We start from the raw sequence: 13,000 nt of genomic DNA, 5'->3' as shown, positions 1-13,000 counted from the left end.
TCATAGCATTTGGTGGAGCAGCCCATGCACAATTAAAATAGGGTGTTAACCCCGCTCATGTATGGTCCCCGACCGGTGCTTCAGGAACCCTCCCTGCCGCCCGCTAAAGTACGCCCGGATTTCCGCCAGCACGGACAGCGCAATTTCTTCCGGCGACAGCGCTCCGATGTCCAGGCCTACCGGGCTGTGGAGGCGTTCCTGATCGGATTCAGAAAGCGTGATGCCTTCCGCTGTCAGTTCGTCCAGCATCTTGTTGGTCCGCTTGCGGGGGCCGAGCATACCGATGTAGGGTACCTCCGTTTGCAGCAGGCGCCGGAGGTTGTTCAGGTCGGTTTTGTAATCGTGCGCCATGAGTATGCAGGCCGTGTATGCGTCTACTTCCACCGGCTCATCCTTGGCTTTAATTTCGTCGGCCTGTTGAAAGACGGAGCGGCTCAGCTTGTGCGGATTGGCATAGACCGTCACGTGGCGGCCCAGGTCTTTAGCCAGTTGGGCCATAGGAAAAACATCGTAATTGCCGCCAAAGAGCAACAGGCGTATAGTGGGCGCCAGGAATTCAATGAATGCGCTGACGGAGCCGCTATTCTCCAGTTCATAATGCCCGGTGACGGACTTTTGCCGGCTCAGTGCAGTTTCCACGTCTGCCTGTAAGGCATCTACCGGGGTGCCTTCCGGCAAAACCGCTTTTAGTTGTTCGGCGCTTTCGTACCGGAACATACGGCCCGGGTACAAAGCCTCCGGTCCATCCTCATTATGCGATATCGTGATCAGAATGTTAGGCTGCCGCTCGTCTGTGCACCGCCGCAGTACCTCCAGTGCGTTATCTGGCTCGTCTTTGAGCGGGGCGATGAGCACATCAATGATCCCGTTGCAGCCCAGCCCCACCCCAATCGACTGCGCGTCATCATCGGTGGTATCGTAAGTGACAAGAGAAGGTTTATCCTGAAACATTGCCAGTTGGGCTTTACGCAAAGCATCTCCTTCCAGGCAACCTCCGCTAATGCCGCCAATCCAGTTGCCATCTTCCATGACCAGCATACGGGCACCGGCCCGGCGGTAGGAAGACCCCTCCACACGTACGACCGTAGCGAGGGCCAGCTTTTGGTTGCGGTCCAGTTCGTCATAGGTTTTGATAATCGACTTGATTTCTTTCATAGCGGAAATGCGGCACAGTTTTAAAGTTCATAAATGCTAACAAATAAGTATTGCGCTTAGATTTTAATTGTGTAAATTTTAGTTAGCGCATTGAAAACCAATTTTTATTCTTATTTTTTTACTAAAATAGCACTTAAATTTATAACTTTAAAGTCCTTGTAAAAGGATAAACCGATAAATGACAAGCACACCCATGCATCTTAAAGGATCACACCAATTCAATGCGCCTGCTCACCAGATTTTCCAAATGCTAATGGACGCGGACACGCTTGCGCGGATCACGCCGGGGGTCTCTGAACTCGAGGCAACCGGGCCAGATACTTACAAGGCGATCGCCAATGTCAAAATGGGTCCCGTTAGTGGTTCCTTTTCAGGTAACCTGGAGGTTGCCGAAAAGCAGGAGCCGGAAAGCTTCGTCCTCAAGATTCAGCAAAACAGCAAAATCGGTAACGTCGCCGCAGATGTGAAAATCGACCTGGAAGAGACCGGGGCAGAAACGACCCAGCTTTCTTTTGATGGCAAGGCACGACTGTCTGGCCTGCTCGCCCGCACCGGGCAGCGCGTCCTCTCCGGCGTGGCCAATACCTTGAGCAAACAATTTTTCAAAGCACTGGAGGAAGAGCTGGAAAACCCGGCCCATCAGCCTGCCTGATGGCGTATCAGCTCTGAACCACCGGATATATTTCCAATTGATCAAAAACTCAGAATACCCTATGCCGACTAAAATCACCATGACCGTCAATGGGCAGTCTGTTACGAAGGAAGTAGAAGCACGTACTCTTTTGGTACACTTCCTCCGTGACAATCTGCAGTTGACCGGTACCCACGTGGGCTGCGATACCAGCAACTGCGGGGCCTGTACCATCCTCGTTGATGGCAACGCTGTCAAATCCTGCACCATGCTCGCCGTTCAGGCCGATGGCTCAGAAGTGACTACTATCGAGGGGCTTTCGCAAAATGGCGAAATGCACCCCCTGCAGGAAGGCTTCCGCGAAGAGCACGGGCTGCAGTGTGGCTTTTGTACGCCTGGCATGATCATGTCTGCCGTAGACTTGCTGGAGCGCAACCCTAACCCTTCCGAGCAGGAAATCCGAGAAGGGCTTGAGGGCAACTTCTGCCGCTGTACCGGCTACCACAACATCGTACGCTCCATTCAGTACGCTGCCAAAAAAATTAACGAACCGAAAAAAGCTGTCGCATCATGACCAATTATATAGGCAAGGCCGTCAAGCGCGTAGAGGACAAACGTTTCCTCACGGGCAAAGGCCGCTACACCGATGATATTGTGCTGCCGGGCATGCTGTACGCTTATATTGTACGCAGCCCCTACGCACACGCCAAAATCAACAATATAGACACGAGCCGGGCTGAAAAGATGGACGGTGTCGTCAAAATTTATACCGGAAAAGATATTGCCGAGTCCGGCATCAATGGCATCCCAACCGGCTGGCAGGTTAATTTCAAAAATGGCGAGACCATGAAGGAACCGCCACACCCGCTGCTGGTTGCCGATAAAGCCCGGTACATGGGCGACGGCGTGGCCGTGGTGATCGCAGAAAGCAGAGAAGAAGCCCGGGATGCTGCCGATGAAATTGACGTCGATTGGGAAGAATTGCCCGCTGTAGCGAATGCTAAAAAGGCTACAGAGGACGGTGCGCCCCTTGTACATGACGAAGCCCCCAACAACAAGTGCTTCGACTGGGAACTGGGCAACCCTAAGGAAGAGGTCGATAAGGCAATGAAGCAGGCGCATCATATCACCACCCTTGAGTTCACCAATCAGCGGGTGATCCCGAATGCGATGGAAACGCGGGCTGCTATCGGGCAGTACGAAGAAGCCACCGGAAAGTATACCCTGTATACCACCTCACAAAACCCACACCTGACCCGGCTGCTGCTTTGTGCTTTCGTGCTGGGCATCCCCGAGCACCGTGTCCGCGTGGTCGCCCCGGATGTAGGCGGCGGCTTTGGCAGCAAAATCTTTCACTATGCCGAGGAGGCATTGATGATCTGGTGCTCCGAACGCCTGAAACGCCCGGTAAAGTGGACTTCCGACCGCAGCGAAGCATTCATGACGGATGCGCACGGGCGTGACCATATTTCCAAAGCCGAAATGGGCTTCGATAAAGAGGGCAATGTGTTGGCCCTGCGGGTCAAAACCCACGCTAATCTGGGCGCCTACCTGTCTACCTTTGCACCTTGTGTGCCCACCTGGCTGCACGGCACGCTGATGCAGGGGCTGTACGTCACCCCCAAAATCAACGTGGACGTAACCGGTGTCTTTACAAATACGGTAATGGTAGACGCCTACCGGGGCGCCGGCCGGCCGGAAGCGACCTACCTGCTGGAGCGCCTCATGGATACGGCTGCTCTGGAAATGGATATGGACCCTGCCGAACTCCGCCTGAAGAATTTTATCCCTCCATTTGATGGGGTGGAGCAGCCGGGCTATCAGACTCAGGTCGCCCTGCAATACGATAGCGGTAATTACCATGCGGTGCTTAAGCGAGCCCTGGAGATGGTCGGTTACGAAAAATTCCGCAAGGAGCAGGCAGAAGCCCGCAAGGAAGGCAAGCTGCTGGGCATCGGGTTTTCCACCTATATCGAAGCCTGTGGTATTGCGCCATCGGCAGTAGTGGGTGCCCTCGGCGCCCGGGCCGGTCTGTACGAAGTCGGTCAGGTAAGGGTGCAGCCAACCGGCAAAGTCAGTGTATTTACCGGAGCTCATTCCCACGGGCAGGGGCACGAAACGACCTTCGCACAAGTGGTGGCTGACCGCCTGGGCATTCCGCTGGATGACGTGGAAATTATACATGGCGATTCCGATTCGGTAGCCTTCGGTATGGGCACTTACGGGTCGCGTAGCCTGGCAGTTGGAGGCAGTGCTATCGTGAAGAGCCTGGATAAGATCATCGAGAAAGGAGCCAAGATAGCCGCCCACAAACTGGAGGCTTCCGAGGAAGACCTGGAATTTGCAGAAGGCAAATGGACGGTAAAGGGTACTGACAAGAGTATTGCCTTTGGGGATGTAGCCCTGACCGCTTACGTGCCTCACGACTATCCGGAAGGAGTAGAACCGGGCATGGACTTCTCCAGCTTCTACGATCCGGCCAACTTTACCTACCCTTACGGTGCCCACGTAGCGATTGTAGAGGTCGACAGGGATACTGGCCATACGAAACTCAAGCGCTTCATTGCAGTGGATGATGTAGGCAACGTCATCAATCCTATGATCGTGGATGGGCAAATACACGGTGGGCTGGCGCAGGGTATTGGACAGGCCCTCTTCGAAGGCGCAATGTACGACGAAGACGCACAGCTCATCAACGGCTCCTACATGGATTACACCATGCCACGGGCGGACGATCTGCCAAGTTTTGAGATCGACCGCACGGTGACGCCCTGCCCACACAACCCACTGGGTGTGAAAGGCGCCGGGGAGGCGGGCTGTATCGGGTCCACGCCGGCTGTGGTCAACGCTGTGATGGATGCTCTCCGGCCGTTCGGTATCAAGAAAGACCTGGAGATGCCACTGACGCCCGAGCGCGTATGGCGGCACATGCAGAGTTAACCTATACGCAATACGAAGTGGTTTGCAACATCGGAGCAAGCCACTTCTCAGCGTGAATGCTGACATTCAGTAGGTTTGCTGTGGCAAACCACTTAATCGTCAGTATATTGTCAGACTTTCAAACTTAACAACAACCATGGTAACCAATAAATTTGATTACATCCGCGCCGAGTCCGTTGACGACGCCATCACTCTGATGGTCAAGCACGGCATGGATGCCAAACTGCTGGCAGGGGGGCACAGCCTCATTCCTGCCATGAAGCTGCGGCTCAATGCGCCCGGCGTACTTATCGATATCCGCAAAATCCAGGAGCTGCGCTACATCAAAAAGGATGGCAATAAGCTGGTCATAGGTGCCGGTGCCACCCACCACGATGTGGCTACTTCCGAACTGGCGCACCAAACCTACAGTATGTTGCCGGAAGCGGCCGACCTTATCGGTGATCAGCAGGTGCGTAATATGGGGACGATTGGGGGCAGCCTGGCCCACGCGGACCCTGCCGCCGACTGGCCCGGGGTGATGATTGCTGCCGGGGCTTCCGTCCACCTCAAGGGGCCGGATGGAGAGCGCAGTGTGCCCGCCGAGGACTTTTTTACCGGATTCTACATGACCGACCTGCAGGAAAATGAGCTGCTGACGGCAATCAGCATCCCTTTGCCGCCGGAAGGTACACGAAGTGCTTATAAGAAGTTTATGCAGCCGGCCTCCCGCTTTGCAATTGTCGGTGCCGCCGCCGCAGTGACGGTCAAAGGTGGGAAGATAGAGCGCGTCAAGGTCGGCATCAATGGCCTGGCGGATGCGGCTTTTGCTGCCGGGAATATCGAGAAAGCCCTGGTGGGCAAGGAGCCTACGGAAGCCAATATCGATGCTGCCGTGGAAGGCACAGGAGCGGATGCAATGGTCATGGCAGACCACTTCGCCTCCGAAGAATATCGTTTACATTTGGCGAAAGTCTATGCCAAACGGGCATTGATGGCCGCTACGCAATAGCCACTTTTCAGAGTAGTGTATGAAACTTGAATGATTGGAGACTGCCGGGTGGTGATGCCGCCCGGCAGTACTGTTTAACTGAACCTTTCCACGCCGTTATGATTAAAAACGAGGGCTTACAGCACATTCAGCAGATGCTATACGAGCAGGGCTATATCACAGAGCCTTCTATCGTAATGTCCGTATTTCTGGCCAAGGAACTGCGCAAGCCCCTTCTTATTGAAGGGCCGGCCGGCGTAGGCAAAACGGAAATCGCCAAAGTGATGAGCCGGGCGCTGAATACAGACCTCATCCGTCTGCAGTGCTACGAAGGGCTTGATGCCACCCATGCCATTTATGAATGGAATTATCAGCAGCAGCTGCTCCACCTTAAGATGGATGAGCATAGCGGAAAAACGCTGGAGGAAAAAGAACGCGATATCTTCAGCGAACGCTTTCTGCTCAAGCGCCCCCTGCTTCAAGCCATCACCCACCACAAAGCCCCGGTCTTGCTGATTGATGAGATTGATCGGGCCGATGAAGAATTTGAAAGCTTTCTGCTCGAAGTCCTCTCCGACTGGCAGATTAGCATTCCGGAAATTGGGACCATCAAAGCCAGCCATATCCCGCAGGTGATCGTTACCAGCAACCGGGTGCGGGAACTTTCGGAAGCCCTGCGCCGCCGCTGCCTTTACCTCTACATTTCCTATCCGGAATTTGAAAAAGAACTACAGATTGTGCGCAGTAAAGTACCGGGCATAGATGATGACCTGAGCCGTCAAATCTGCACCTTTATGCAGGAAGTCCGACAAATGCGCCTGGAGAAAGTGCCCGGCATCGCTGAAACGCTGGACTGGGCCATGGCCCTCTCCGCGCTCCACATTGACTACCTCGATAAAAGCATTGTGGAATCCACCCTTGGTATTGTCCTCAAGGACTGGCAGGATATCCGCCATGCTCAGGATTCCCTGTCGGAGTTATTTGAGAAGGTGGGAGCTATTTCGAAACTGGAAGACTTGTAAAGGTGTGGCGTCTCCACACAATGAAGGCAGGACTGTAGAAGGATGTAGATCGGTGTTTTAAAGAGCCATAATAGGGAGGCAGTTGCACTGTATTTCCTCAGTATCAGCTAACAAGCCACTAATGACTGAAAAAATAAGCCACCCCTGCGTCTGCTGCCAGGCAATTATTGGTATTTAGACCGGATAGGGAGTTGCAGAACGCACAAAAATTGTATTTTAGCCCAAAATCAAGTTAGTTATGAAATATATCGTTGTTATCGCACTCTTATTGGGCGCATCCATCCACCTTCAGGCACAAGCTGTCGGCAAAGCCCAGGTGAATGCGGTAGCGGAAGATTTGATTGCTACCTACCAATTGACGGAAGCACAGGAAGAGGGAGCTTATACCATTGCGGAGCGGCGTCTTCGGAATCAGGAGGAAATTGCCCACCTTGCATCCTCTGACCGAAAGTTGTACCTGCAAAAGAAAAATGCGATCCGACAGGGGGAAATCGTCTCTCTTAAGCGGCTGCTCAATCAGGAACAACTCCCTGTTCTCAGAGAACAAATGGTCGAACGGCGAAAAAAAGAATCTGAGCTGATTAAGCAAATGAAAGCCCGGGGCGCCACACGTGAGGAAATACAACTTGCAGTCTGGGAAATGGAATAAAAAATAAGCGGTTCGTCAAGGGCCGCTTTTTTTATTTGGGAGCAACTATTCTTTGCTTATTGATGTAATATTAGCGGTGCCGTAAAATAATATGTATCATCAAACAGGGTCTTCCCAACATAATCCCTGATTTCAATGACCCTCTTCAGCAGAATACCTACGAACAGGATTTGCTGTCTTGTGTTTTACCTGTACGGTTACCTTTTTACATGACACCATAATAACTATAAAGCATTAATGGATCCTTTAAAAACGAAATTCAACGAAAAAGCGACCGCTCTGCGGACTGAAATTCGTGCTATGCTCAAAGAGCATGGCAACAAGAAATTTGACGAAGTCACCCTGAAACAGATTTATGGTGGTGCCCGCGGTATCAAAACCATGATTTGGGAAACCTCACAGCTTGACCCCATTGAAGGGATCAGGTTCCGGGGTTATTCCATCCCTGAACTTCGGGAGGTGCTCCCCAAAGGCCCGGACGGCAAAGAGCCTCGCCCTGAAGGCTTGTTCTGGCTGATGTTGGTTGGTGAAATCCCAACGGAGCAGGAGGTGAAGTGGCTGACTGAGCAGTGGCTGACCCGCAGCCATGTGCCTGAGCATACTTTTAAGGTGCTGGACAGCTTGCCGGTCAATACCCACCCGATGACGCAGTTTTCTCTCGCTATTGCTTCCATGCAAACTGAGAGCTGCTTTGCCCGCCGTTATGATGAGGGTATCGATAAGGCAGACTACTGGGATCCGACTTACGAAGATACGATGAATCTCATCGCCCGGTTGCCGCGCATTGCGGCTTACATCTACCGCCGTACCTATCACAATGGTGATCACATCTCGCCTGATGTTTCTCAGGACTGGTCGGGCAACTTTGCCCACATGCTGGGTATTGAGGGGGATGACTTCAAAAACCTGATGCGGCTTTACCTGACGATCCACGCTGACCACGAAGGTGGAAATGCTTCTGCCCATGCCACACACCTGGTAGGGTCCACCCTTAGCGATGCTTACTACTCTCTCGCAGGAGGTATGAATGCTTTGGCTGGCCCATTGCATGGCCTGGCGAATCAGGAAGTCATCCGCTGGATTTTCAAGATGCTGGATGCACTGGGTACCAAGTCGCCTTCCAAGGAGCAAATCGCTGACTACGTGAATAGCACACTCTCCTCGGGGCAGGTGATTCCTGGATATGGGCATGCTGTATTGCGGCAGCCAGACCCCCGCTTCATGGCGCAGAAGCGCTTTGCGGAAGAATACATCAAGGACGATGAGGTGGTAAAGGTGGTCTGGAAAATATTTGATGTGGTGCCGCCAATCCTGGAAAGCCTGGGCAAGGTGAAGAACCCATGGCCTAATGTGGATGCTCACTCTGGTGCCCTGCTGGTGCATTACGGGTTGAAGGAATACAGCTTCTACACCGTCCTGTTCGGCGTGTCGCGTGCATTGGGCGTACTATCTGCTCTATGCTGGTCCCGTGCACTGGGCTTCCCACTGGAACGACCAAAATCCGTTACCACAGAATGGGTGAAAAGCACGCTTGCTAAAATGGAGCAGGAAGCTTAAACGGACTTAAAAAAAGGCAGTTGTCTGACAGGGCAGCTGCCTTTTTCAGTTCCTTGGGGCCAGCTCCGTTCAAACTTCCCGGTTATAAAATTCTTTATTCCTAAAATTCCTTTATTTTTGACCGCGCCGGGTATTCCTCCTACCGCTGAGTAGGTTCAGCCTGGCAGTAAAAAACGAAAATAACTCAAAGAAATATGGAATTTCCTGATACGCTCAAATATACGAATGAGCACGAATGGGTCCGCGTAGAAGAAGGCAACATCGCTTATGTTGGCATTACGGATTTTGCGCAGGGCGAGCTGGATGAGCTGGTTTACGTCGAAGTAGAAACGGTGGATGAAACCCTGGACAAAGACGAAGTCTTTGGAACCGTGGAAGCCGTAAAAACCACGTCTGAGCTTTTTATGCCGGTCTCTGGCAAAATACTGGAATTCAATCCTCAGATTGATGAGGCGGATGGTGATAACCCTACCCTGGTCAATGAAGACCCCTACGGAGAGGGCTGGATCGTTAAGATCGAGATGACCAACCCTGCTGAACTCGAAGAACTGATGGATGCAGAGGCCTATAAAAAGCTGGTCAGCTAAAAAAAATAATATTTTTTCTTTCTTCACACACCAAAAACTCAAAGCGCTGCATCTACCAGATATAGACAACAACAAAATGATGTTGTTGCCTGCCCTAATCTGGGCAGGGGCGCTTATTTTTTTCTCAACCGGAGGGCAAGTCTCTCCGCCGAAGTTAACCTCACTACTGGAGCCCGATAAGCTCGCACACGCAGTTGCCTATTTTATACTGGCGAGCCTGCTTGCTTTCGGATTCGCCCGGTCTGGAATGAGGGGGCTGCAAAAGCACCCCATTCTATGGGCCATAGGGATCAGCAGCCTGTTCGGTTTTTCACTAGAAATCGTACAATATTTGTTTTTCCCGGGGCGGCTTTTTGAGCTTTACGATATTCTTGCTAATATTATCGGCTCCGTAGCATGTGTATTATTGTCTAGTTTTTTGATAAAATAAACCTTGTCAGTATGGATGTTTCAATTACTGGTGGGGGATTAGCCGCCGCGCTGGCGTTAATCACTGTAGGCATCGTTGCATTTATTGTAGTAATGCGCAGTATTTATTCCAAGCGTGCGAAAGAAGGATTACAGCAATCCGATTCCGGCTCATCGCTTACCTCCAGAACCAAGTACGCTGGTGCTGATGCTTTTAAGTACAGCGGTACGTACTTCAACCTTGGCCTTGCTCTTGCAGTGGGCCTTACTGTGCTCGCCTTTGGCTGGACGCAGTACGAAGAGGAAATTTACATTCCGGATGATGCGCTTGAGCTGCCGGATGAGATTGAGGTAGAGCCCCCACGTACGGCTGAGCCCCCGCCCCCGCCACCTCCACCACCGCCACCGGTGATCGAAGAGGTACCGGATGAAGAAATTCTCGAAGACGAAGAAGTCACCTTCGAGGACCAGTCTATCGACGATCAGACGATCGTAGAGGCGCCCGTTGTTGATGACGCGCCTCCACCCCCACCACCGCCGCCACCCCCACCACCCAAGCCAAAGGTGGAGGAGATATTTAAGGTAGTGGAAGACATGCCTCGTTTCCCGGGCTGTGAAGACCTCCCCACCAAAGAGGAGCGTAAGCAGTGCGCGGACAAGAAAATGCTTGAATTTATCTACAAAAACATCAAGTATCCGGCTATAGCCCGGGAAAATGGTGTGGAAGGCACTGCTGTTGTGCAGTTCGTTGTAGAGAAAGACGGGTCTATCACTGATGCGAACGTTGTGCGTGACCCCGGTGCTCAAACCGGTGCAGAAGCGTTGCGAGTGGTTAACCTGATGAAAGAGCAGGGAATACAGTGGATCCCAGGTAAGCAGCGTGGACGTGCCGTTCGCGTACAGTTTAACCTGCCGGTCCGTTTCCGCCTTGAGTAGTATACTACTTTGGTTGTCTTATAAAACGGCTGATGGCTCTGAGGAGCGGTCAGCCGTTTTTGCTTTTATGGCCGCCTGCCCAACCAATCCTGCTGCTCCTCCGTTATTTGAGGAGAAAAAGCATACCTTTTCCTCTGGAAAAACGTTTGGGATATAATAGCTACAACGATACATTGATGAAGAAGAGACACTTGAAATGGGTTTTCGCTTTGCTGCTCACGGGCACCCTCACCACTTTAACCTTCGGGCAGGACCGGCAGCTGGCCAATCAGTATTACCGGGACGGGGAGTTTGAAAAAGCCTCTGTGTTATACGAGCAGCTGTATAAGGAATCAAACTATAATGACTTCTATTTTGACCGCTACATTGAGTCGCTCATGGCTATGGATGACTATGATGCCAGCGAGAAAGCCATTAAAAAGCACTTGCGGCGCGACCCGGAAAATGTACAGACTTACGTTACCTACGGAAAGCTGCTGGAGCGGCAGGTGAGAAGTGAAGAGGCAGAAGACATGTACAAGACCGCTATTGAGAAGCTGCCTAAAAACCAGATACAGGTCACGAGGCTGGCCAATGCCTTCATGACGCTTACGAAATACGACCTGGCTATTGCCGCCTATGAGCGGGGGGCTGAAATGCTTAAAAACAGAGATGTCTTTGCCTATGACCTGGGCGAATTATACCGCCGAAAGGGAGATATTCCCAAAATGATCGAAAACTATCTGGTCAGTATAGAGGCAGACCCCAACCGTATTACCCGGGTGAAGTCCATTCTGCAGCGTTACCTGAATGCAGAAGATTACCTGGAGGTGCAAAAACAGCTCTATGCCAAGATTCAGGAAGATGCAGATAACCCCCTTTATCCGGAGCTCTTGTCCTGGGTGTTCATTCAGCGTAAAGATTATAACGGGGCGCTTCGTCAGATGCGTGCCCTCGACCGGCGCTATAATGAAAACGGCGGCCGGGTGTTCGCTCTTGCTGATATCGCTGCAAATGATGGTGACTACGCAGCGGCTATCAAAGCCTACGAATACATCGTGGATGAAAAAGGCCCGCAATCGCCCTATTATCTCGACGCCAAGAGGCAGTCTTTGCGCTCCAAGCGTAAACAGCTCGTTAGTGGGTACGATTACACTATGGAGGAACTCCGGGAGCTGGAAAAAGAATACGAAGAGTTCCTGACTGAATTTGGCCGCTCTAAAGTGACCGCCAGAATTATCCTTGAGCTCGCTGAGCTGGAAGCCCTCTACATCAATGACCTCGACAAAGCCATTGAGCTGCTCAATCAAATGATTGCTTACCCGAACGTCAACCCAAATGTTCAGGCCAGAGGGAAGCTGTCACTGGCTGATTATTATCTAATGCAGGGCGAAGTCTGGGAAGCCACGCTGCTGTATTCCCAGGTAGATAAAGCATTTAAGGAAGATCTGCTTGGCCATGAGGCGCGCTTCCGGAATGCCCGGCTGTCTTACTACGCCGGCGATTTCCAGTGGGCTCAGGCACAATTTGATATTCTGAAGTCTTCGACATCCAAGCTGATTGCAAATGATGCACTCGATTTATCCGTATTCATTATGGATAATCTTGGGCTGGATACCACAGAAACGGCACTAAAACTATATGCTGATGCCGACCTTCTGGTATTCCAAAACCGCTTCGGGGAAGCATTTGCTAAAATGGACTCCCTCAAAACCAGCTTCCCTAACCATTCTCTGGGAGACGATGTGCTCTATCTGAAAGCACAAATTCAGAAGAAAAAGCGCAACTATGAGGAAGCAGCAGCATTGCTACAGGAAATAGTGGATAATCATCCGGATGAAATCAGGGCGGACAATGCGCTATTCCAATTGGCGGGGCTTTACGAAAATCAGCTGGAGCAGCCTAGCAAAGCGCAGGAGCTTTACGAAACGTTATTTATTGATTACTCCAACAGCACACTGGCTGTAGAAGCACGCAAACGCTACCGTATACTCAGGGGAGACGATATACAATAGGGGGGATGTACGGATGTCTTTTTGCCCTGCCGATGTAGGTATTAACACAAAAGATGGAGCTAAGTACAGGACACCTCCTGCTTAGCTCCATCTTTTTTCGCAGCGTACACTTCAATACTGCACACCGCGCAAGCGTAATAAGTGAAAGGGG

General features: G+C 51.8%; 12 protein-coding genes. 11 read left to right on the top strand and 1 reads right to left on the bottom strand.

All coding sequences use genetic code 11. The annotated features are described in order from the left end of the window. Positions 1-45: 45 nt before the first annotated feature. Positions 46-1,155, bottom strand: coding sequence for an XdhC family protein (locus ACO08I_RS15755; RefSeq protein ID WP_282779695.1), 1,110 nt, complete (start codon positions 1,153-1,155; stop codon positions 46-48). Positions 1,156-1,333: 178 nt separating this feature from the next. Here ACO08I_RS15755 and ACO08I_RS15750 point away from each other — a divergent pair, with 178 nt between their 5' ends. From ACO08I_RS15750 to ACO08I_RS15700, 11 genes are all read left to right on the top strand, one after another. Continuing rightward, positions 1,334-1,807, top strand: a complete 474-nt coding sequence (locus ACO08I_RS15750) for a CoxG family protein (protein WP_282779693.1) — start codon at positions 1,334-1,336, stop codon at positions 1,805-1,807. A gap of 61 nt (positions 1,808-1,868) precedes the next feature. Then, positions 1,869-2,360: a (2Fe-2S)-binding protein gene (locus tag ACO08I_RS15745; protein WP_282779691.1), complete on the top strand. Its 492-nt coding sequence runs from the start codon at positions 1,869-1,871 to the stop codon at positions 2,358-2,360. Continuing rightward, complete coding sequence (locus ACO08I_RS15740) at positions 2,357-4,726, top strand: xanthine dehydrogenase family protein molybdopterin-binding subunit (RefSeq protein WP_421946420.1); 2,370 nt, start codon at positions 2,357-2,359, stop codon at positions 4,724-4,726. Before ACO08I_RS15745 ends, ACO08I_RS15740 begins: the two co-directional genes overlap by 4 nt. 136 nt (positions 4,727-4,862) lie before the next feature. Beyond that, positions 4,863-5,717, top strand: coding sequence for an FAD binding domain-containing protein (locus ACO08I_RS15735; RefSeq protein ID WP_282779687.1), 855 nt, complete (start codon positions 4,863-4,865; stop codon positions 5,715-5,717). A 98-nt stretch (positions 5,718-5,815) separates the two neighbouring features. Continuing rightward, complete coding sequence (locus ACO08I_RS15730; protein WP_421949721.1) at positions 5,816-6,718, top strand: AAA family ATPase; 903 nt, start codon at positions 5,816-5,818, stop codon at positions 6,716-6,718. A 238-nt stretch (positions 6,719-6,956) separates the two neighbouring features. After that, positions 6,957-7,367: a hypothetical protein gene (locus ACO08I_RS15725; RefSeq protein WP_282779683.1), complete on the top strand. Its 411-nt coding sequence runs from the start codon at positions 6,957-6,959 to the stop codon at positions 7,365-7,367. Positions 7,368-7,604: 237 nt separating this feature from the next. Beyond that, complete coding sequence (locus tag ACO08I_RS15720) at positions 7,605-8,924, top strand: citrate (Si)-synthase (RefSeq protein WP_044217986.1); 1,320 nt, start codon at positions 7,605-7,607, stop codon at positions 8,922-8,924. Between the two features lie 194 nt (positions 8,925-9,118). Continuing rightward, the gene (gcvH, locus tag ACO08I_RS15715; RefSeq protein WP_044217984.1) at positions 9,119-9,511 is read left to right on the top strand and encodes a glycine cleavage system protein GcvH; all 393 of its coding nucleotides are present in this window, start codon (positions 9,119-9,121) and stop codon (positions 9,509-9,511) included. Continuing rightward, positions 9,480-9,941: a VanZ family protein gene (locus ACO08I_RS15710; RefSeq protein ID WP_421946419.1), complete on the top strand. Its 462-nt coding sequence runs from the start codon at positions 9,480-9,482 to the stop codon at positions 9,939-9,941. The genes gcvH and ACO08I_RS15710 overlap by 32 nt, the downstream gene beginning before the upstream one ends. A gap of 11 nt (positions 9,942-9,952) precedes the next feature. Continuing rightward, positions 9,953-10,855 carry an energy transducer TonB gene (locus tag ACO08I_RS15705; RefSeq protein ID WP_044217980.1) on the top strand — a complete coding sequence of 301 codons (903 nt, stop codon included), beginning with the start codon at positions 9,953-9,955 and terminating at the stop codon, positions 10,853-10,855. 176 nt (positions 10,856-11,031) lie between these two features. After that, complete coding sequence (locus tag ACO08I_RS15700) at positions 11,032-12,849, top strand: tetratricopeptide repeat protein (RefSeq protein ID WP_282779679.1); 1,818 nt, start codon at positions 11,032-11,034, stop codon at positions 12,847-12,849. The last annotated feature ends 151 nt before the right edge of the window (positions 12,850-13,000 follow it).

The sequence above is a fragment of the Phaeodactylibacter xiamenensis genome, from assembly GCF_965229835.1.
Lineage (GTDB): Bacteria > Bacteroidota > Bacteroidia > Chitinophagales > Saprospiraceae > Phaeodactylibacter > Phaeodactylibacter xiamenensis.
The sequence above is the reverse complement of the archived record's forward strand: the minus strand, read 5'-3'. Positions and strand labels throughout refer to the sequence as shown.